16 protein-coding genes are annotated in these 21,075 nt (G+C 46.1%); 9 read left to right on the top strand and 7 right to left on the bottom strand.

The window, feature by feature from the left end; all coding sequences use genetic code 11:
• Window positions 1-297: 297 nt before the first annotated feature.
• The 3 genes from R8O10_RS01170 to R8O10_RS01160 all read right to left on the bottom strand — a co-directional run bounded on the left by R8O10_RS01170 (window position 298) and on the right by R8O10_RS01160 (window position 3,117).
• Window positions 298-1,644: an ATP-binding protein gene (locus R8O10_RS01170; RefSeq protein WP_005397606.1), complete on the bottom strand. Its 1,347-nt coding sequence runs from the start codon at window positions 1,642-1,644 to the stop codon at window positions 298-300.
• A 427-nt stretch (window positions 1,645-2,071) separates the two neighbouring features.
• Window positions 2,072-2,359: a hypothetical protein gene (locus R8O10_RS01165; protein WP_031780640.1), complete on the bottom strand. Its 288-nt coding sequence runs from the start codon at window positions 2,357-2,359 to the stop codon at window positions 2,072-2,074.
• 344 nt (window positions 2,360-2,703) lie between these two features.
• Window positions 2,704-3,117 carry a UPF0158 family protein gene (locus tag R8O10_RS01160; RefSeq protein WP_318113819.1) on the bottom strand — a complete coding sequence of 138 codons (414 nt, stop codon included), beginning with the start codon at window positions 3,115-3,117 and terminating at the stop codon, window positions 2,704-2,706.
• Between the two features lie 727 nt (window positions 3,118-3,844).
• Between R8O10_RS01160 and R8O10_RS01155 the strand changes: the two genes are divergently transcribed.
• The 5 genes from R8O10_RS01155 to R8O10_RS01135 all read left to right on the top strand — a co-directional run bounded on the left by R8O10_RS01155 (window position 3,845) and on the right by R8O10_RS01135 (window position 11,691).
• Window positions 3,845-5,491, top strand: a complete 1,647-nt coding sequence (locus R8O10_RS01155) for a site-specific integrase (RefSeq protein WP_318113818.1) — start codon at window positions 3,845-3,847, stop codon at window positions 5,489-5,491.
• Window positions 5,466-8,399: a site-specific integrase gene (locus tag R8O10_RS01150; RefSeq protein WP_318113817.1), complete on the top strand. Its 2,934-nt coding sequence runs from the start codon at window positions 5,466-5,468 to the stop codon at window positions 8,397-8,399. Before R8O10_RS01155 ends, R8O10_RS01150 begins: the two co-directional genes overlap by 26 nt.
• Window positions 8,392-9,666 carry a hypothetical protein gene (locus tag R8O10_RS01145; RefSeq protein ID WP_237309409.1) on the top strand — a complete coding sequence of 425 codons (1,275 nt, stop codon included), beginning with the start codon at window positions 8,392-8,394 and terminating at the stop codon, window positions 9,664-9,666. The genes R8O10_RS01150 and R8O10_RS01145 overlap by 8 nt, the downstream gene beginning before the upstream one ends.
• A 247-nt stretch (window positions 9,667-9,913) precedes the next feature.
• Window positions 9,914-11,074 (top strand): tyrosine-type recombinase/integrase, encoded by a 1,161-nt coding sequence (locus R8O10_RS01140; protein WP_318113816.1) that lies wholly within the window; start codon window positions 9,914-9,916, stop codon window positions 11,072-11,074.
• Window positions 11,071-11,691 (top strand): hypothetical protein, encoded by a 621-nt coding sequence (locus tag R8O10_RS01135; RefSeq protein ID WP_213916532.1) that lies wholly within the window; start codon window positions 11,071-11,073, stop codon window positions 11,689-11,691. The genes R8O10_RS01140 and R8O10_RS01135 overlap by 4 nt, the downstream gene beginning before the upstream one ends.
• 347 nt (window positions 11,692-12,038) lie before the next feature.
• Here the strand turns inward: R8O10_RS01135 and R8O10_RS01130 are convergent, their stop codons facing one another.
• On the bottom strand, window positions 12,039-12,962 hold the full coding sequence (locus R8O10_RS01130) for a nucleotidyl transferase AbiEii/AbiGii toxin family protein (RefSeq protein WP_213916531.1): 924 nt from the start codon (window positions 12,960-12,962) through the stop codon (window positions 12,039-12,041).
• On the bottom strand, window positions 12,955-13,494 hold the full coding sequence (gene abiEi, locus R8O10_RS01125; protein WP_213916544.1) for a type IV toxin-antitoxin system AbiEi family antitoxin: 540 nt from the start codon (window positions 13,492-13,494) through the stop codon (window positions 12,955-12,957). Before abiEi ends, R8O10_RS01130 begins: the two co-directional genes overlap by 8 nt.
• Window positions 13,495-13,749: 255 nt before the next feature.
• On the opposite strand from abiEi, the gene R8O10_RS01120 reads away from it, so the two are divergent.
• Together R8O10_RS01120 and R8O10_RS01115 are read left to right on the top strand one after the other, a co-directional pair.
• The gene (locus R8O10_RS01120; protein WP_005397570.1) at window positions 13,750-14,904 is read left to right on the top strand and encodes a M20 metallopeptidase family protein; all 1,155 of its coding nucleotides are present in this window, start codon (window positions 13,750-13,752) and stop codon (window positions 14,902-14,904) included.
• Window positions 14,904-16,457 (top strand): AbgT family transporter, encoded by a 1,554-nt coding sequence (locus tag R8O10_RS01115; protein WP_213916529.1) that lies wholly within the window; start codon window positions 14,904-14,906, stop codon window positions 16,455-16,457. Before R8O10_RS01120 ends, R8O10_RS01115 begins: the two co-directional genes overlap by 1 nt.
• A 476-nt stretch (window positions 16,458-16,933) precedes the next feature.
• On the opposite strand, the gene R8O10_RS01110 is transcribed toward R8O10_RS01115, so the two are convergent.
• Both R8O10_RS01110 and deoC read right to left on the bottom strand, forming a co-directional pair.
• A complete protein-coding gene (locus R8O10_RS01110) occupies window positions 16,934-17,770 on the bottom strand; it encodes a DeoR family transcriptional regulator (RefSeq protein ID WP_258512422.1) in 837 nt (278 codons plus the stop codon).
• 43 nt (window positions 17,771-17,813) lie between these two features.
• The gene (deoC, locus tag R8O10_RS01105; RefSeq protein ID WP_258512423.1) at window positions 17,814-18,473 is read right to left on the bottom strand and encodes a deoxyribose-phosphate aldolase; all 660 of its coding nucleotides are present in this window, start codon (window positions 18,471-18,473) and stop codon (window positions 17,814-17,816) included.
• A 215-nt stretch (window positions 18,474-18,688) separates the two neighbouring features.
• On the opposite strand from deoC, the gene rbsK reads away from it, so the two are divergent.
• Entirely contained in the window at window positions 18,689-19,618 is a 930-nt protein-coding gene (rbsK, locus tag R8O10_RS01100) for a ribokinase (RefSeq protein ID WP_005397555.1), read from the top strand.
• A gap of 82 nt (window positions 19,619-19,700) precedes the next feature.
• On the top strand, window positions 19,701-21,029 hold the full coding sequence (gene fucP / locus R8O10_RS01095) for an L-fucose:H+ symporter permease (protein WP_258512424.1): 1,329 nt from the start codon (window positions 19,701-19,703) through the stop codon (window positions 21,027-21,029).
• Window positions 21,030-21,075 lie beyond the last annotated feature (46 nt).

Here is a 21,075-nt window from a genome sequence, read left to right as displayed (position 1 = left end):
AGTTGAAATGCCGCCTTATAAATTAATCTTTTAACTCACTGTTTTTAATAATAAAATCTACATCTCCCTACGTTTTTTGTAATGAGTTAGGCTTAAGGCATTGATTTTATTGGCAGTAAAAAAGGGGAACCGGCTGAATCAGATCCCCCGTAACTTATCAGCCTACTAAGAGCAGAGTTACACTTTTGGGGATTCATAACATCACAATGTCGGTGAAATCGTCAATCGTAATGCCTTTGTGATCTTATGTTCATCGCGAGAGTACAGCGAAAAAGTTCGCAAGCACATAGGTGTTGATTACGCTTGATACTCTTTCATTGTTTCAACTAAGTTATCCAATGAAAATCCACGATATTCAACGTCATAACCTTTTAGATTTAACTTTTTCAAAAGGCAGTGGGACTTCTCTATTAATTTGACCTCACTGTAACGTTTTTGCTGTCTCTTTACTTCGGCAATGAGTATTTTCTTATCTAAGTCATTAATAGCCACTATATCGATCTCATTGTGACCTTTTGCATCCCAGTATCCACCAATCTTTCCGAATTGCTTTGATTCAACCAATATCGCGACGAACAGGCTCTCTAATTCCAGACCAGAGTAAACGGTGAAATCTCGTTCAATATATCTTCGGATGTATTCGTAGTTCTCCATCTCAACAGCACTTTTGTTGGCATGGATGAATCGAAACCAGAAGTTTAGAAACGGATCGGAAATGGAGTAACGAATATCTCGTGAGTTCTCTTTAGAGCTAATCGGGCGCTTTTTGGTAATAACATCAAAAACTTCATCAAGCTTTTCCAGATGAACACCGACACTCATATCTAAGAAGTTTTCAATTCGAGCACGGCTTGTATTGCCTTTTGATATCGCACCAAGAATATCGAAGTACACTCGATGTTCTGAGCCAAAATCTTCAACGAGTCGATGAGTTCCTTCTTTTATTAGTGGTGAAAATTCGGAGATTACCCCCTCAAATAGGTCATCGTTCTCAGCAGAGAATCGGGTTAACCACTCAAGGTATTTTGGTATCCCGCCAGATAGGCACCACCATCGAAGCATGTTTTCAGCATCAAATTGATCGTGATCTTTCATTACCTCGGCAAGATAAGAGGGCTGCAAAGGTTGAATTTTAAAGAATCTATCATCACGATTGAATAGAGGCTCGTCTTTGCCTTTGAAAATCTTCGTCATCATGCTGTAGAGGGAGCCACAGCACACTAGGTGCATCATCGAGTCTCTCTTGTTTGCATCCCATAAATTTTGAATATCGGAGAATAGAGCAGGGTTGACGATGTCGATATCTTGAAACTCGTCAATGATGATTGTCAGAGGTTTTTGCTTTGTATAATCCAACAAGAACTCAATGATATCTCGCAGTGATTGGGGCTGGAAAAACTTAACACCGAGCTCACTATTGATGATTTCTGCGAATTCAGCCACTAAGGAGCGTTCACTCTTTCGACTTATGAAAAGGTAAAGGAATTTGGTATTTTCTTGGTGAAAAGCTTCGTTTAAAAGACGGGTTTTACCTACGCGTCTTCTCCCAACCATTACGCTAAGTTGCCCCTTTGTTTCTACTATCTGCTCAGAAACAGTTTGTAGAGCTTTTAATTCCTTCTGACGGTTATAAAATTTTTTCATTGCTTTCTACTTTTGCTTTCACGTATTAGCAATAGAATAGAGCATGAGGTATTTAGTGTAAATTGGGCTACTGTAAAAAAAGTTACAGTAATTTTTTTTACAGTAAATAAAAAGCCATGAAGCGGTCTTCAGGCATTAAGGATTGTTGATTTTACTAGCTGTCAATCTGGAATGTTGATTCCGCTAGCTTTGAACCCGATGTTCTACTGCTTGAATCGCCACCGACTCACACGACAAATATAGAACTACACCCTTATTAAATAATAACCATATCCAATCATTAGAAAAAATGGCCAATTATGGCAAGAGAAGTGTGTACTGCATAAATATTAGTCTAACAACTTTTGAGGCAAATCCGAGCTAGCAGACTCTAATGAACACGCCGACGGACAGAAAAAAGCCCCGCATTAGCGAGGCTCGATGATGTTTATCTGTAGTACTGGTGACGCCTTTTTGAATTATGCTTCCAGCACTTCGCAACGTCATATACGCATGCTGGATAATCATCCCAAGGGTCGGCTAGTGCTTTTCCTCTAGCTGCTCTCAGTTTTATTGGGTACCCTCGACACTCGATTTCATGGAGGAAAAAGTAACTCTTTTCCTGCTTGGTTGAAAAGTGCTTATGAGTCCCACTACGTACACGAGGATACACATCCCACAAATAATGCCCATACTCCTTGTCTCGGCTTCGGTACTGTTGCTTTAGTTTTTTCATTTACCCTCCAGGTTTACGTTACCTAGAAGGGATCCTTTGCAAAGTAGTTCATCTTAAAACCTATCGACTTCGTCTGTTGTGACCGATTTCCGTTAACCTTTTCTTGCTTAAAGCATACACAGCGATACGATATTTGGATTACTTCTATACCCGTTCAACTTGAAGATGCAGGTTTCAACAACTGAAAATTATCCGTAATTCCGGACGTCAGTGAAACTGTGTCATAGCCCGCTTAAGTGGTGAGCGACGCTACCACAAACCCTAATTTTTGCACCGTAAACACAAAAGCCAAATCAAGCCAAAACCGCCGAGCGTTGCGAATCCGTCTTAAAGCATTTGATGTGTTAAGCGACATATGTAACTGAATTTTCTTCACACCAATCTTTCAGAGCTTGTTTTGTGGCTAAACTTTGAAACTGATACCACTGCTCTGTTGCGCCAATTTGTTCTAAACGATGCTTAAATTTAGCAAAAGCACCTTTTCGGCTGAAGTAATCAGATATCAAATCGTATTCACTTGGCAACTCTCGGGAAACAAATTCTAGAACGGTTCTTCGACCTAAACCTAAATCACACTTACTCGGAATACAAAGGTAATGATCTGAGTCCTCGATATCGTCAGGTACAACCTCATCTACGCCATCACCAATGTATTGAATTTGCCCAGACTGCGTATTCAAATACGCCTCAGCACCAAAACTCAAATCCCCAGAAACAAACTCCATTGCCATTTCCAAGTCATTAAGATCTAACGGCATATTGACCTCCATTTCTTCCTGACACATAGACGCGTTAAGTGATGAGATGGTCTCCCCCTACCACTTCACATGGTCATAAGCCATGCTTGGAGTGTTCAGGTCCTGCAGCAAAAGGAGAAGACCATGACTCATGCATAAAATCATCGGCATCGACTTAGCAAAAAAATATTTTCTTCCTTGTTGAAATAAACCATAAAGACAAGAGTCACAACGGTTACGATGCCCACACCCATATAGGCAATGCTCACAAGATGTCGTTCACACCATTCAACGTAGGCAGGCCCCTATTTCCACTATTACTCATACCACTTCCCCTCCTCGCTGACTCTCATCACGTGCAACGGCGACCGATCTCAGCTCCCAAATGGTGGCCTCCTGGTGATCTCTCGATGATTCTAAAGTCCCCACCAAAGAAAAGCGCCAGGCCCACCTTTTTTGCCACAACCTCTCAATATTGAAGCCACTTTTGCTCAGATATGAGATCAATCGCACATTGTCCGTGCTATTATTCCCCGTTCCTCCCTTGACGAAAAACCCACCAATACGCCTATAATAAAACCCAATATATTGGGCGCGAAACACAAATGACACACCATATATAGAATTAAACAGTCCTCTAAACATACCAGTGGCCAAAAGCACCGCGTGACGATGTGAGACGCTTTCTTCTCCTTTTGGACTCTGGAGGCAACAGGCTTGGTATTGGACAACCAGAGGCAATCGATCGATGAGAGACTCAGAGCAACGAAGAAAAGCGGAGCGAAAACGAAACGCAGGAGGGGTCGCCCCGAATGCGAAACGTCACGCCTTAAAGCTGCTGGCCGCCATTATACGTCTCAAACAGCGATTCTCCGTTCAGATTGCCCCCCACCTTGATGCCAACCTGACCAATACCGAGAAAATCTCTCCGCTGGACAGAGCGCTGCTGCTCTTTCTCTACCTGTGGCTGATCAATCGCTTGCCTCATTGCCACTCGATTGAAGATATCCCCGATCTTCGCTTAGTCAGTGGCCGTGACGATTGCGACGCGTATCGCCTGCGAAAGATACGAAAAACCGCGCCCAGCTGGGTAGAATACGCGATGCCCCATCGCACACCGCAAGGCACCGAATGGCGCTGGCAGCCCATCCCAAACGGTCTCAATCACTGGTTCGTGGGTGCCCTCGCCCACACCAAGGCGAACAGCCAGGCGTGGCACATGAGTGAGGATGAAAAACGCGCGTTCTTGAGATTTCTTCAGACAAAATGGCGCACGCCCGTTGCCTTAAAGGGGTACGACATGATGCGGCGCGATCATTTTTATCACTATATTGACTCAATGCTGCATCGCGATCCGCACGTGTCTGTGTGCACCAAATACAGCACACTTCAGGACAAGTCGCCGCATCATAATAGCGCGCCCGCTTATCAGAGCAGTAATACCAACGCCGTTCGGTATGAGCTTTTTCATGCCCAAGGTCGCTATCTTTCTCGGCTGCACCAAGCCATGCCGAGTGACTTACTGGCGCTGTTTTGCGCGCCCGAGCCCGTCACCGGCAACGATGCGCCGCTGTTCAAAGCCCAGTCATCGGTTCCGGCCTATTTGGCCACGCCCGGAGAGATTGTTGCCTTTCGCTACGCGATCACTGATTCGACGCGCGAGTATCTTCCGATACCGGCTCAGCCGATTGGATCGACTCGACAGCTTTTGGTTAATGACGTTCGCCAATTTTTCGCCCGACTTGCCAACAAAGGCCGAGCACTGGAGAAAAAAAGACACACCACCGCCTCACTGCGTGAGCTTCACAACTTCCGCGCTTATGAACTGGCGCTGCTACTGATCGCGCTCACGGGGACTCGGCCCACCCACGCGATTTCGCTTGAGAAAGCGCTGTGTTTTGATCGGCGTTCAGCGCTGGTGTTCGATAAAGGCATTTATCGAACCTTGTATTTATGCCCCGCCTTTGAACGTACCCTCCGTCGCTATCTCAGCCTGCAGCGCCAGCTGGCCGACATGACAGGGGTTGCGTTAGAGAGTCCCTACCTTTGGTTTACCGTGACCGAGGCGATGAGTATTGCGCACCTCAATGCTCAATCACTTCGCCAGTTTATGAGTTCAACGTGGCAGAGCGTGAACCCGAGCGAGCGTGTCGATCCTTATCAGCTTCGCCATTTTTTTGCCCAGCATGCACTGAACTCGCTTGATCCTGTGTTAACCGCCGGAGACATCGATAGGCTCATGGGGCATGCAAATTTCGGCGAGCAGCTCGGCAGCGATGTGCTGTTTCCCGCCAAGCAGCGCAAGCTGCATCGCTTTCTCGATAAGCTACCCGATTTTTTGCACCTATCTGAGCCGATGGAGGAGTACGATGTCACACACCACGCTGCGCGCTGACGCGATTGCCGAGTTTCATGATAATTTGGGGCTGCCATGCGCCGCAAAAGCGGATCTTTGCTGGGTATGTGAACAGATTGAAGCGTTTGAATTACCCACGCGTGCGCTCAGCGTGCCGCAGCTTAACGCTCTCAATACTCGTATCCGTCAATTTGTCACCGGTCGTCAGCGCCACCTCAAGGCAGCGCTCGATCAAACCCTGCATTATCTCAAAGAGCGTTGTGAGTGGGAGCTACCGGCCGTACAAACGCCCGTCTTTAAGGATACCCAGCAGCAATGGCTGCTCTCCATTCTCAAACAAAGCGCGGCCGCCAGTTCGCTCCTGCACGCCTATCACGCGCAGCGAGCCTCTTTTGTGCGTGAGCGCTGGGAGGAAATGGGCTGGCTTTTGCTGGTGCTTAACATTGAGGTGGCGCCACTGCCCCTACGATATTGGCAGCGCATCTTAACCTCTCCCGAGTCCATTGAATGGTTTGAAGGTCGCATGACACTCACCGTGGAACACACGCAAGCACTGGCCAACTTTACCAGCAAAGAGCAACCGAGCTTTACGCGCTATCCACTGAGCCTCTTTGCCTACAAAGTCTTACAATCCTTTTATCTTCACCCTCCCTGTAAACACCTTACGACGACAAGACTCACGCGTGCGCTCAATGCCTGGTGCGAAGGCGTGCCCTATTGCATGCCGCCAAGATCAGACCAAGACTGGCATAAGCTCTTTCAGGCCATCTGGTATCACCATCACGCCCTTCCCGTGCCTCTTTTGCGTGATTTTAGCGATCCTGAGCGTCACGTCGCGACACTTGAGTGTGCGCATCAAAGGCAGGCACGTGCGTCCACAAAGGCCTCTACGCCGTCCCCGAGCGCGCGGGTTCCCCTCCTATCAACACCTTCAGAGGGCAAAGCCAGCTCCCCCGCTTCCGCTTCCCGTTCATGGCCACACAAAACGCTTATTCGTGGCTTAAAGCCGCAAAGCAAGAAAAACCGATTACCGCCCACACTGGGCAGTGACAATGTCCTGCCATGGTTTTTTTATCATTTTGCGGACTCACTGCATCGTGAAGGCGGCGTCATCAAAAAGACGCTTGGGGCTGTCACCATCGACCGTTATACCAATTTTTACTCGCAGCTTTCGCCTTTGTCACTCAAAGACGCCAGCGATCCTGAAGCACTGCCTCGCTGGGCTCGTGATCAGTTTGAACGGATAACGGACAAGACGACCCCTTGGCATCTCTTCAATTTTTTGCGTTTCATGACACACATTGAGCTCACCGATCACCTTGATCTATCGCAGTTTGAGCGCCCGACACTGCCAAGCCAAGTCGACCCTTTTCGCCTCAGTGCCCAAGAGGTGCACGACGTGGCTATGGCGCTGCTCCGTGACGATCAAAGCGGCGCTCTTGATGGCCTGTTTTCCGCCACTGCCGTTTTACTGGGTTACTATGCGATGCTGCGACGGGGAGAAATGCTGAGACTTCGCCTTGGTGACATCAGCTATCATGAGCATGACAAACAGCGCTTTGAGCTCATCATAACTCGCACCAAGGAAGGGGCACCCAAAGGCAATAAAACGCGCATCACGCATGCCTACCTACCTGAGGTCTGTGCCAAACTGATACGCGCCGTCATTAAGCTCAAAGCGCAGTGCCCTCCCGACACGCCGCTGCTCGGTTATGTGGGGGAAAGCTTCGCGCAGCGAGATCACTATTACCTTTACCCTGTCAGCCAGAGGCTTAAAGCGCACTTTGGCCCACAGATCCGTTTTCATCATTTAAGGCACAGCGGCGCCGAGCTTCTCTACCTGCAAGGGCTGCATCTTGCCTACCAACGAAGCAGCGAGCACCTTCAAGGCATTCTTGAATCCACCACGCTGAGCCTGCTCACCCCACAGGCATGCCAGGCCCGCTTCGATTTTTGGCTGGAGGGACGCGCCTTTGATGACGTCAATGATGGCATTTTACTGGACGTTATTGGCGATGAAATCGGTCATAGTTACTACAGCACGACTCGAAAGCACTACCTGCATGACATGGTCAAGGTGGGGCTGCTCATCTCTCCCCACAGTCGAGTGTATCACCGTGATGAACTTCGCTATCTGCTCGGCATGTCACCGAGTTCTAACGATATCTCGCGCGTATTGAATACGCTCGAGCCCAATTACGCGCTGATGAGCAATGAGCAAAAAAAGCGGTGTTCGCTCTCGCTGCGTGACGCGCAGCTCATTACGCTGGTTTGTGACTCGACGACGCGCCAGGCCAAAGCCCTTAGCCAGGACATCACCACTTATCGCAGCGCGGCGTTACCTAATCCGCCGAGCTGGGATGAGAATACGCTGATCAAAGCGTGGCTCAGCACACTTGATGCGCAATCCCACGCCCTTACCCCGTTTTCACCCTTCACCAAGCGTTCGCTCTCGTTACGTCCAGGACAACCGGTCGCGTTCCTCACGCTCAGTGAGCAATGGCTCGCGATGGCGCGAGGTGACGTGTTTCGATTTGACCGCAAAGCCAGAACGCAGCTTCGTGCTCTGGGCCGCGCCACGGTAGGCGCGACAAAAGCGCAAGATGGTCAAGCGTATTTGACGCTGTCCTTTGACTGTCGCTGCAATGACAAAACGCGCAAAGCCTACCAGGCCTTGTTCCATCACGGCCCACTTCAGCACTGCAACGCCGAGCTCACGCTGTATCAAAATCGCAAACAAAAAGCACGCAGCCCGAAGCTGGACAAGCTCAACGCTGAGTTTGCGCGTCCACACGATCGCGTCAAACGTCTCATCGTGCCGGCCGGCGATACTCGTCTGGTTATTACGGTTCACACACGTGTACCAGCGCAGGACTTACAAGACTCACTGCAAACCTATTTCGATCACCTCACGCATAACAAACAAAAGGATGCCGTCTATGCCTAGTTTATCTATCGACCCAAAGCACCATGATAATCTCCAGCATCTCCTTGCTCCCATAGCCAAAAGCGACTCTACGGCTCTGCTCACGTTTATTATTGATAAAACTCATGCCTATGTGATCGGTGGCCTTCTCGATGCGCTTCAATACATCACCCTGCCGATAGAGCGCGACTGGAAACTCAAACCTGGCCAATGGAGCCTCAATGCCAGCAGCTTTAAAGAATACTGGGCATTGCAAAGTCCGCTACGAGCGCAAAAGCAGACCATTACGATACAGTTAAACTACGATCAATATCGCACCCTGCCGCAAATAGACACCCTGACCGAACGAAAATCGCGGCTGTATATTCAGTCGATTGACGCGTTAGATGCGCACCTTACCTTTTTTGCGCGTCATCACGATACCTTTTTTAAGCCAATTCAAGAGTCCAGCGGTCATCGTGAGCCCACCCGTGAGATATTAAACACGCTCGATGTCGCTGACACTTATCGACCATTTGATGCGTATGAGCTAGAAAAGGGGAAATCCAGCATTCGTATTGAGCGTGGTGGCAACATCCACTCGTATGCGCTGCCCGAGGAATTTGTGCCAAATTGTAACTTACTGCTCAACAAAGAAAGCGTGGATACGCTAAGACACCTGTGCGAAACCACGGACTCTGACGAGATCCAGATCTATACCGATGACGAGTGTGCCCTCTTCTCCGATGGTCAGCGCTGCTTCAGCAGTTCACTCAAGTCGCTACGCGAGTATCAAAAAAAGCAAGAGGTCGCGTATCAAACCGAGTTTCGTCTCGTAGTCGACATCCACCGGTTTAAAGAAGAAATCGATAGCTACCGCGCCATGGCTTTAGTGAAACAAGCCAATGAAGCGCTGCTTCTGGTGAGTCGAGATCGTGTGATGCTCGCCGGCCTGACGCTGGAGACCGGCGAAAATGCCTTTCTCAATGTCAAAGACATCAAACACAAACACGACATGGTGCATCGCATCAATTTAAGTGAGCTGGCGAAAGTGCGGATAACGGACATCACGTCGGCTAAGCAGATCAAACTTGCGCTACTCAAAAATGCGAGCGAAGGCGTGTATAAGCTTGGCTTTTATAATGATGTGAAAGGCGAGCACCCTTACGCGTACGTCGATGATGTCGCCCCCGCGCCCGACAAGCTCTCACTGGCCCTAGACGCCAAAAACAAACTCGAGGCGCAGCTCGAAGGCAAAGTGGATGATGAAACGGCTCAGATTGACATGGTTGGCTATGACGACATTTAACATTTGTCGCAAAAGCACTGGACAAACATCCAGCATCTGATATGGTAATTGATGAGATTTTCACCAATAGTGGCTAAAAACGCACTCTTTGAAAATCAGATAAGCAGTTGGGATAGGAAGGCGGCCACCTCCCTACCCCGTACCGGCTGCTCGACGTTTAACCCGACCCAGCCGATGGCACGATTCTAACGAATTCCATCGGTCAGGGACAGATCTATTTATAGATACTACACTGATGGAGGCCAGCATGGCGCACATTCGTATTCGCCCAAACGGGCGTATTCAATTCGATCTACATTTGTACGGCCGCCGCTTTCGTGAAGGCACAAAGCAAATGGCGACCCCGAAAAACCTCAGTCAAGCCAAAACCCTTCTCAAGCAAATGAACGCTGAGATCGCGTTGAACACCTTCCAATATCGCGACTATTTTCCCGAAAGCAAAAAGGTCCGGATTTTTGAGGCGCTGCAACGAGCAAAGCACCCCGACCGTCTTTATCCATTTTTTGATGATTTCGCCAACGAGTGGTTTGACCGCCAAAAAGGCAAATGGAAAAGCAGCTATCAACAAACAGTGCGTAACACCTTAGACCGTTATCTGATCCCCAACTTTGGCAACACGCTCATTAATGAAGTGACGCTCGCCAATGTGGAATTCTTTCGAGAAACACTCATCAACCAACGGGACGACAAGGGCCATCGTAAGCTCTCCAACAAACGTATCAACGGCATCTTTTGGCCGCTGGTCTCCATTTTAGGCCTCGCCGCAGATGAGCACCAGTTTACCTATCCGCTTCGCCGCTATAAAACGCTCAAAGAAGAAAAAGCCGACTCTCATCCGATGACCATACAGGAGGTTCAGCATTTTCTGGAGACAGTACCTGCCCAATGGCGTGACTATTTTATCGTCCGATTCTGGACCGGGATCCGCAGTTGTGAAATTCATGGCCTACATTGGGAGCACATCGACTTTGAGCACCGCCTCATTTGTGTTCGTCAGAATATGGTTAATGGCGAACTGGGGGACGTGAAAACCCCCAAATCACGCCGAGAGCTCAAAATGTGTGACACCCTGCTAGCGGTGTTTACCCGTCTAAAAGAACAAAAAACAGATGACTCGCCTTTTGTGTTTACCCACCAAGGAAAGCCACTCGACACCCACTTTGTCAGCAAAAAACTGTGGTATCCAACGCTTGAAAAAGCGGGCCTTAAACGCCGACGCCCCTATGAAACCAGACATACCGCCGCCGTCCTTCATATCGCCGCACACGAAAACCCGCTTTATATCTCGCACATGCTTGGGCACAGTGATACGAGCTTATTGTTCAAAGTCTATGCCCCGTATGTGGCCAATGCATCAAGAAGCGATGGCAGTGCGTTTAATGAGCTGATGAAACAGGAGGGACTATGATGAATGATACTCTCTCATTTGAAGCGCAATGGGATAAGCTTCATGCCTTGCTTGATTTTCAACACGCGCATGACAATACGCTGACCATCATCGCATTAGGCGGGTTATCTCAAGATGTACAACGGCTTTGGTGGCAGTCCGAAGCGCCCTTTGATTTGCAACCTTCGGCACTTTTGCAAGACAGCCTGTCGCTGTATGCCCAGCGTTGCTGGCAGCAATACCGACACGATAGCACTTTGTTTCATGCCCTCAATGAGCACGTAACCGCGTGTTTTGGCTGTCAGCGCCATTGTTATTTTGATCTTGAGTTACACCAACACTATCCCGATCTGCCATTGATTAAGTTTTGGCTCGCGTCAGCATCGTGTTGCTGCCGAGAGTATCCGGTGAATCAGGGAGATTTGTGGCTGCAACACCTCCGCTTAACCCAGGCCATGAGCCTTGCAATGGAGCAACGGTCTTATGATCCGGAACGACTCGTCGGGTATGGCGAACAATGGGTGATGATCATGGATGTGGAAACTCAGTGGGTGGTGGTTTGCAGTGACCAACCCTTTCTGCCGTTTAAGGCATTGGGATTTCAGTTTTGGCATTGTTGCTATCCCTCACCACACTGAGGTCAGCAAGCAATAAAAAACGCAACCCACTCCGGTGACCAACAATAGAAAGGAAAGAAGTAAGAGGGAGCACCGACTAACCAATCGGTGCTCTAAATAAAACGGGAGCACGACAGTGTCAACTACCTTCAGAAGGACCGCTTTTATAAAATCAGGCTCAGGATATTGTTGCCCCAAGTGGAGCAATTTGAAATCGACGGTAACAGATAAGTGGTTTTTATTTGACGTAAGACTGCTCAATCATAGGCCAGGCAGCCATCTAAGAAGATGTATTTAAGAGCTGCTATAAGCACCGCCACGCCAACATATATGGCGTATAACTGTATTTACTATCCACGTAATTTCGGTTACATGGGAAAATCTGGCTCTTCTGAGTCTGCTCCTTCCAACGCCTTTCTTGTGTCGGTAAGGATTTTCGTCAGAGTTGCCAACATGTAGGATTTGAATTTATCAGTAGCCAACGTGCCATCAAAGGTCACTCTAGCCAAGAATCGCTCCATCTCTTTTGAAAACTCTTCACCGTACACAATCTCTTTAAGTGAAGAGATGCGAGCATCTAGCATATCCTTAAAGCCTTCGATCTTGTAGTCTTCGATTTTCTGGAGCACCAAATCAATATTCAGCGCAGCACCATTTCGCTTCAAAAACACCAGATCCCAAACATCTCGATGCCTGATGTATTTCTGTGTAGCAGGAAGAGAGATAATTTTATCAGCCATCACTTCATCAAGAGTCTCCGTGTAAATTAACGTTGATGAGTAACCATCCGGAAGAAAGTCATAGTTCTGAACCAGAGGTAATGGCTCCTTAGTGTAGGCAGGGATATTTGCTATCTCAAGTTTAATTCTCTGTTTAGCTAAGTGTTTTTGCTCCGGCGAAGTCACTACCGCAATTTGCCATTTATCAATATTCAGCTCAGCATACTTCGGATCTTTCTTAAGCGAGCTTGGTTCCTTGACTGTCACCTCAAGCCCGTAACGTTCACCGATGTATTTTTCGATTACCTCCTTCATTTCAATTAACATTTTACTACTGAAATCTTTCCCGCCAGCGAAATCCAAGTCTTCACTATATCGGTTGGAGCCTCTACATAGGCGTAAAGAAGTACCGCCTTGAAAAACGAGTCGATCTAGCAACTTCGCTTCATCTAATGCAAACAAGATATCGTAATGAAGGAGCTCCTTCTCAATAACGGGGCGCATATCCTTTGTGCCACCCTGAGCGAGCGCCATCTCCACTAACAAATCAAAATCTTCTTTCGCCTTAGTCATCTACCATCGCCTCCATATCAATCAAATGCGTATTACGACCCACGCGCTTCAAATCTCTTAATGCGGCAGCCTTTGATGCAACCCTAAGCGGCCTATCGATGGTGATCACCTGACTTAAAATATCTGAAACTGATCGTTTTGTATGAGTGAATTCGATTACTCCGTAATTTGTCTTGTATGTTCCCTTAGCCCCTGTTGTCATCAAGGTGAGTCTGTCTACTGGGATTTGAGAAATAACCCCGTAAGAAGACAATGCCGACTCAAGGCTTACGTAGTTGTACTCGCCTCTTCTAAGAGCGATAGCAATAAGCTCAATTGTCTTCGAGGTGTTTTTGTTTTTTGATAAGCCGTATACGTAGACCCCTCTCGCTGGTCGCTCTAGTAATCCTGTTTTTACTAGGCGAGCTAGGCTATCGTTCAATGACCGAGTGGAATCTTCGTGAAAAATTTTGGCTAAATCTCGGTGTAAAAAGACATACCGACCCTTTGAATCTAGATCGTTAAGTCTGTTAATCGCTAATTCTTGCCTCATCATTTTAAGTCTATAGTTATTACAGCTATAGGCAGTATAACCATCCACTTACCAAAAAATCAACAAGTAGCAGGGTATTACAGGTTTAAGCAGTATAGCTCATTACTTAATTCCAAAAACAACACTTAAGTAAATCGCTGGACTGCAGAGATAGTTTTCCAAAACTGTGACATATGAAACATTGTTAACTGCACCCATATGAATTACTGTTCATGAGCAACAAAATTAACAGTAAATCAACATGCAGAAATAAATATGAATGCAGATATCAATAAGTACATCGAGATAAGAAAAACCCTTCATCGAAATCCAGAGCTGAAGTATGAGGAATTCGACACAAGTCAGTTGGTGGCTGATCACCTAACCAATCTAGGCTACGAAGTGACGACGGGGATAGGAAAAACAGGTGTGAAAGCGGTGCTCTATACCAATAAGCCTGGCCCAACCATAGCCTTTCGCGCCGATTTAGACGCGCTACCGATTTCAGAGCTCAATGACTTTGAGCATAAGTCTCAGAATGAAGGAAAGATGCACGCTTGCGGTCATGATGGGCATACCGCGAGCTTGCTTTGCGCGGCTGAATCTCTCATGGCTAACAAGGATGCGTATTGTGGGAACATCGTGATCATTATGCAGCCAGCAGAAGAAGGCGGTGCTGGAGCCAAAGCCATGATTGATGACGGCGTTCTTGAAAATCCTCGAGTCGATAAGATCTTTGGCTACCATAATAGACCGGGCTTTAAACAAGGGCTGGTCTTTGTTAAGTCGGGCTCTGCGATGGGTGGGAACACTAGCCTGGCCATCAACATTACTGGCAAAGGAGGGCACGCAGCCATGCCTCACTTGTCACATGATCCCGTTGTTGCTGGCGCAAGCTTTGTGACTCAAGTCCAAACCGTCGTCTCTAGAAAGTTATCCCCTCTGAACTCCGCCGCTGTCACTGTCTCAGAATTCCATGCGGGGCAGGGGCACAATGTGATTGGTTCAGACGCTCAACTGAGCTTAAGTGTACGTTCCGATCATAAAGACACCGATGAACTATTGGTCCGTGAAATAGAAAAAACACTGAAATGTGTCTGTGAACAATTCAATTGTACATACGAACTCACCACCCTACTTTCGATTCCTGCCCTCGTTAACCATCGTCAAGAAACCAGTGATGTGATTGATGCATGTCAGGACAGCTTTGATAGCGATAATTTACTCGAAATAGATTACATGCCAACGATGGGGGCTGAAGATTTTAGCTTTTATCTGCTGGAAAGACCCGGTTGTTATTTCTTTATCGGTAATGGCGAAGATTCCGCGTATTTGCATAATCCTCATTACGATTTCAACGACAACAACATCGCGGTAGCGAGACAAGTGTATATGGATTTAGCACAATTTTATCTAGGGAGAGATAAATAGTGGAAAACGTAGATAAACTATCACCAAGACCCGAAACCATTAAAGACAACCGTTTTCTAGCCTGGGTTGAGGCGACGGGGAATAAATTGCCGCACCCGTTTTTACTGTTCGTCTATCTCGCTGTCTTTGTTATGGTGATCTCAGCCGTCTTAAACTATTTCGGTATCAACACCTATAACCCTAAGACTGCCGAAACTTATCCGATCAAGTCTCTGCTGTCTGGAGATGGGATCGCTTACATGTTCACGAATTTCGTGAAAAACTTTGTCAATTTCCCGCCGCTGGGCACCATTATTACGGTGATGCTGGGTATTGGCCTGGCCGAGCGAGTTGGTCTTCTGTCTACTCTTCTAACACAGACCGTCGCCAAAGCGCCGCGCCACTTATTGACGTTTTGTGTATTTCTTGCCGGTATCTGTGGCTCTATCGCTTCTGACGCCAATTACCTCATATTGATCCCATTAGTCGCAATGGTCTTTCATAGCGTTGGTCGTAACCCATTAGCCGGGGCTGCCGCAGCGTATGCGGCAGCTGGCGCCGGCTTTGATGCAAGCTTGTTTATCACCGTCGGTGATGCCCTGTTTGCGGGGATTGCAACGGATGCCGCTCGCATCGTTGACCCTGACGCGTACGTCAGTGCGGTAGACAACTACTATTTTGTCGCTTCTTCAGTATTTATCTTAGCGACTGTCGGAACGCTCATCATTGATAAAGTGGTAGAGCCACGTCTGAACAAAATACACCCATTGTCCAGTATGCAGAAAGAGCAGCCAACGGCTGACGTCAATATGACCTCAGAGGAAAAGTTAGGCTTAAAGCGTGTCGCCTGGTTTACGCTCGGTTATCTCGCGTTTGTGATGGCATTGGTTTTACCTGAATCCTCTGCACTAAGAAATGCCGATGGTGGCTTAATTCCATCACCGTTTCTCAAAAGCCTAGTGCCTTTCATGTTTTTTTACTTTCTAGGCATTGGGGTTATTTATGGAAAAACCGTTGGGAAAATAGCGCAAATAGAAGATATCCCGGCACTGATGGCGGAATCAGTGAAAGCTCTTGCGACCACACTGGTGTTATTTTTGGCTATCGCTCAATTTATTGCGTATTTTAAATGGACGGGAATTGGGAATTTAGTCGCCTTCGAAGGAGCTCACTTTTTACAGTCAGTAGGATTTGATGGGTATGCGCTGATCATCAGTTTTATTTTGATCACTTGTATCTGTAACGTCTTCATGACCAGTGGAAGTGCGCAGTTTGCGCTGTTTGCTCCAATTTTCATTCCAATGCTTATGCAATTGAATATTGAACCGGCATTCACGCTTGCGATGTTCCGTATTGGGGACAGTGCAACGAACATCATCTCTCCAATGTCACCGTACTTCAGTGTCGCATTGGTCTATATGCAAAGCTACAAGCCTGAATTACGCATCGGAACCTTGATGGCAACAATGTTGCCGCTCGCGATTGGTTTCCTTGTATTCTGGACAGCTTTCTTACTATTGTGGACCGGTCTTGGTCTCGATGTTGGTCCAGGCGTATCGATGTATATTAATTGATCAGATACCGCTCATAACGAATGAGGGCTTCGCCCTCATTCTTTTCTATATGTGACTTCTCACCGCCTTACTAGGCGATGTTTCTTGTTTCGTAGGCTATTGCTCGATATACCGAGTCTTACACAAGACTCCGCAAGCAGATACGACCGTCCAGCCGCGTTGGTGTTTCGAACTGCTGCTCCATAACGGTTACCTTGCCACACTCTGCAACTAGGCTATGCGGGGTCTTCTTGGTCAGTTAGTTAAAAATCGGTTTTACTTTCTACACTTGGTTTTCGTTACAGAAATTCGAACATAGACAATTTAAATTGCTATCGCAATTTCGACTTATATCACCGCCCTCATCGGGCGATGGTTTACGCCGATTTTGCTAACCCTTACAACCACGCATACTTTCTTATTTACCATGGCGGCGACAAAACTTACCAAACTCTTCGGGAGTGAGTGTCACTCAGAACCGGTTTATTGATTGAACATCATGATGTAGGTGTTAGGACCTGCAGCCTAGCTTCAGCACACGCGGTTTCAAGCTTTTGTGGTAAGACATCATCAGAAATTAGATAATGAAAATCCATTAAGTCACCGATTTTATAAGTAGTGACTTGATTGATGGTTTTCTTTTCTGCTACTAAGTATTTTTTAAGACTTCTCTCCATTACTAAACTGGCGATATTTGATACCAACATATCAGAAGTCGTCACACCAAACGTGTCATGAACACCGACAGATGAAATAAAGACTTTCTGAAAGACCATTGGCGTGAGAATGTCATTAGAAGCTGAAATAAAAATATCATGCACCGCGTTATAATTGCCTCCTTGCAAAATTGCTTTGCAATTGGGCTTATTCTTTAGCGCTAAAAAAACGTTTAAAGATGCTGTAACCCCGGTAAATTTCATATGATCGGGTATAGAGCCAATGATATCAGCGTTTAGAACTCCGTTATCAAAATACACTACATCATTCATTTCGATAAAATCAGAGACAACGGCCGAAATATAGTTATTGACTTTTACTGGCGAAAAAGCAGTAACAGAGCTAGATCTCTGAGATACAGTCTCAGGCGAAAGTGCTTCCGAAGGTTTTACTTCAATACCTTCTGAAGCTTCATCATACACAATTGGATTACCACGGCGGATATATCCGCCGTAGTATTCAAGGGGAAAAGAATGAGCAGCATTGGAGCTTAAATCTCGACGAACGGTCATTTCTGATACTTCTAAAAGACGGGCGATTTCTTTCAAATGAATTTTATCGCAGTGTTTTAGGCATGCTTCAATTCGTCGAAGTCTTTCTAACTGCTTTGTAACCATATTTCTCCATTTTCGGCCTGTTACAGCCAAAGGCTTCTTGCTCTTAGTAACCATTCGTTATTGGGTTTTCACCCGAGACAATACTCACACTGGCACTCGCACCAACTCGAGAAGCACCTGCGTCAATCATAGCTTGTGCCGTTTCTCGTGTGCGAACGCCGCCAGATGCTTTTACCCCGATTTCGTTGCCAACAGTATCACGCATTAACGTAATATGCTCAACAGTTGCCCCCCCAGTAGAAAAACCTGTTGAGGTTTTCACATAATCTGCCCCTGCACGCTTGCAGATGTGACACAACTCAACAATTTGCTCGTTAGTGAGTAAACAAGTTTCAAAGATCACTTTGAGCAGCGTTTGTCCACACGCATCCTTAATTGCCGAAATTTCCCGCTCAACCTCTCCCCATTTGGCATCCAGTACATCGCTGACATTAACGACCATATCGATTTCGTCAGCACCTAGAGAGATGGCATTCTGAGTTTCAAATACTTTAACAGCTGTCGTATTGGCTCCTAATGGGAAACCGATAACTGTGCAAATTTTCACATTTGATGCTTTTAGACGCTGCGCACAGTGTTCAACAAAGCGCGGATTCACACAAACAGAGAAAAACTGATGGTCATGAGCTTCATCACATAGAGTATTGATTTGGTCCGTTGTTGCGTTCGCTAATAACAGTGTGTGATCGATGTAGTGATTCATAAGGTTACCTCGTCTTTTAATATTGAGAACAAACAATGTTACTTAAATAACACAAAAAGGAACAAATGTTCAAATAATAACCTAAAAGTGTGACGAAACATATGATTCCACACTTTGAAACCACTAAAAGCATCATTTAAGTGATTAAGATCTCAGCAATCACTCATGGATATCGATTAATGTTAATTTTATAACAACGATAGGAAACATTGAAAATGAAAACAATTGCAGTTATCGGCTCTAATATGGTCGATCTCATTTCATATACTGATCGTATGCCAAAAGAGGGGGAAACATTAGAAGCCCCGTCATTCAAAATGGGCTGTGGTGGTAAAGGTGCAAATCAAGCGGTTGCGGCTGCAAAAATGGGCGCTGATGTTGTGATGGTAACCAAAGTAGGTGACGACATGTTTGCTGACAATACCATCAGAAACTTTCAATCTTATGGCATTAATACTCAATATGTCAGTAAAGTCCCTCAGACTTCAAGCGGTGTGGCACCGATATTTGTTAACTCAACGTCTCAAAACTCTATCTTGATCATCAAGGGGGCGAACGATTTTCTAAAGCCCGCTGATATAGACAAAGCAGAAAGCACATTGGTTGAATGTAGCTTGATTGTACTTCAGCTAGAAGTGCCGCTTGAAACCGTATACGCCGCTATAGAATTTGGCAACAAGCATAATATTCCTGTCTTACTAAACCCTGCCCCTGCAGTCCCCGAACTTGATATTGAATATGCATGCCGTTGTGACTTCTTTGTTCCTAACGAAACGGAACTAGAAATTTTAGTGAACAAACCAGTTGAAACTGTAAAGCAGATAAAAGAAGCAGCAACGATCCTTCTTAATAAAGGCTTGAACAACATCATCGTCACAATGGGCTCAAAAGGTGCGCTTTGGTTAAGCAAAGACGGCCAAGATGTGTTTATTGAACCAACCAAAGTAAATGCAGTGGATACCAGTGGTGCCGGTGATGCATTTATTGGCAGCTTCTCTCACTACTTTATGCAAACTGGTGATATAGAAAAGTCGCTCGAAAAAGCATCATTATTTGCGGCATTCAGTGTGACAGAAAAAGGGACGCAGTTCTCTTATCCAAGTATCGAACAATTCAAAGAGTTCGAAGAGAAGCACTCAAAATAGTCTAACGGTCTGAATTAATAATTAAAAATGGCTCATTATCTTTAATGGGCCACAGATAACTAATACCGAAAGGAACCCTACCATGATAAAAAATAATACCACTCAAGGCTCTGATGGCTACTTGGATAAAACACCCATATTTCAATTTATACTATTATCCTGCTTATTTCCTTTATGGGGATGTGCGGCAGCATTAAATGATATTCTCATAACTCAATTTAAGTCTGTTTTTGAGTTATCCAATTTTGCAAGTGCATTGGTACAAAGTGCTTTTTATGGTGGTTATTTTTTAATTGCCATTCCCGCTTCCCTCGTCATCAAGAAATCGTCGTATAAAGTTGCCATTATGATTGGCTTATCACTTTATATTTTTGGTTGCGCGGCATTTTTCCCAGCTTCTCATATGGCAACCTATACCATGTTCCTTGCAGCGATCTTCGCTATCGCTGTTGGTCTTTCTTTCCTTGAGACAGCTGCGAATACATACTCTTCAATGCTAGGACCAAAATCACATGCCACACTGCGTTTGAATATTAGCCAAACATTTTATCCTGTCGGCGCTATTGCGGGCATCTTACTTGGTAAGTACCTCATTTTCCAAGAAGGAGCGAGTTTAGAGTCTCAAATGGCAGCCATGTCCTCGGAGCAAATTCATGCTTTCCGTCTAGAGATGCTCGAACATACACTGAAGCCATATAAATATATCATCTTCATTCTGATCGGTGTCCTAGCACTATTCATGTTCACTCAATATCCTAAATGTAAAGTTGTCCAACAAAACGGCAAAAAAGCGCCTTCAATTGGTAAAACCTTGAAGTACTTATCAACCAATAACCGCTTCAAAAAAGGCATCATCGCTCAATTCCTATATGTGGGGATGCAGGTTGCGGTCTGGTCGTTCACAATACGCTTAGCGCTAGAGATGGCTGACATCAACGAACGTGCCGCCTCCAACTATATGGTTTACTCCTTTGTCTGTTTCTTCATTGGTAAATTCATCGCCAATATTTTGATGACTAAATTCTCAGCTGAGAAGGTACTTATTGCCTATTCCGTGATTGGCATGGCGTTTTTAGCTTATGTGTCGTTAGTTCATGATTTCAGTGCCGTATACGTAGCCGTTGGTGTGAGTATTCTGTTTGGTCCTTGCTGGGCAACTATCTACGCAGGAACACTAGATACGGTAGATAACGAGTACACAGAAACAGCGGGCGCGGTAATTGTGATGGCTATTGTTGGTGCAGCAGTCGTACCGGCGATACAAGGCCTTGCGGCTGATGTGGTTGGTATGCAGTTATCGTTCTTGGTGAATTTCATCTGCTTTGGTTACGTTGGCTACTACTTCTTAGGTGAAATGAAACACAAAAAACAAAATGAGCTGCAATCTACATTAACCGAACAAGCCAATTAATATCGTAAAGGCCGCTTCGCAGTGGCCTTCCTCTCTGGAGATAAGA

The sequence above is a fragment of the Vibrio sp. 1727 genome, from assembly GCF_033344415.1.
GTDB lineage: Bacteria > Pseudomonadota > Gammaproteobacteria > Enterobacterales > Vibrionaceae > Vibrio > Vibrio alginolyticus.
The sequence above is the reverse complement of the archived record's forward strand: the minus strand, read 5'-3'. Positions and strand labels throughout refer to the sequence as shown.

Coding starts and splice junctions, on each gene's coding strand:
- R8O10_RS01170 (WP_005397606.1), bottom strand. CDS start 1,644: ATGAAAAAATTTTATAACCGTCAGAAGGAATTAAAAGCTCTACAAACT.
- R8O10_RS01165 (WP_031780640.1), bottom strand. CDS start 2,359: ATGAAAAAACTAAAGCAACAGTACCGAAGCCGAGACAAGGAGTATGGG.
- R8O10_RS01160 (WP_318113819.1), bottom strand. CDS start 3,117: ATGCCGTTAGATCTTAATGACTTGGAAATGGCAATGGAGTTTGTTTCT.
- R8O10_RS01155 (WP_318113818.1), top strand. CDS start 3,845: ATGAGAGACTCAGAGCAACGAAGAAAAGCGGAGCGAAAACGAAACGCA.
- R8O10_RS01150 (WP_318113817.1), top strand. CDS start 5,466: ATGTCACACACCACGCTGCGCGCTGACGCGATTGCCGAGTTTCATGAT.
- R8O10_RS01145 (WP_237309409.1), top strand. CDS start 8,392: ATGCCTAGTTTATCTATCGACCCAAAGCACCATGATAATCTCCAGCAT.
- R8O10_RS01140 (WP_318113816.1), top strand. CDS start 9,914: ATGGCGCACATTCGTATTCGCCCAAACGGGCGTATTCAATTCGATCTA.
- R8O10_RS01135 (WP_213916532.1), top strand. CDS start 11,071: ATGATGAATGATACTCTCTCATTTGAAGCGCAATGGGATAAGCTTCAT.
- R8O10_RS01130 (WP_213916531.1), bottom strand. CDS start 12,962: ATGACTAAGGCGAAAGAAGATTTTGATTTGTTAGTGGAGATGGCGCTC.
- abiEi (WP_213916544.1), bottom strand. CDS start 13,494: ATGAGGCAAGAATTAGCGATTAACAGACTTAACGATCTAGATTCAAAG.
- R8O10_RS01120 (WP_005397570.1), top strand. CDS start 13,750: ATGAATGCAGATATCAATAAGTACATCGAGATAAGAAAAACCCTTCAT.
- R8O10_RS01110 (WP_258512422.1), bottom strand. CDS start 17,770: ATGGTTACAAAGCAGTTAGAAAGACTTCGACGAATTGAAGCATGCCTA.
- deoC (WP_258512423.1), bottom strand. CDS start 18,473: ATGAATCACTACATCGATCACACACTGTTATTAGCGAACGCAACAACG.
- rbsK (WP_005397555.1), top strand. CDS start 18,689: ATGAAAACAATTGCAGTTATCGGCTCTAATATGGTCGATCTCATTTCA.
- fucP (WP_258512424.1), top strand. CDS start 19,701: ATGATAAAAAATAATACCACTCAAGGCTCTGATGGCTACTTGGATAAA.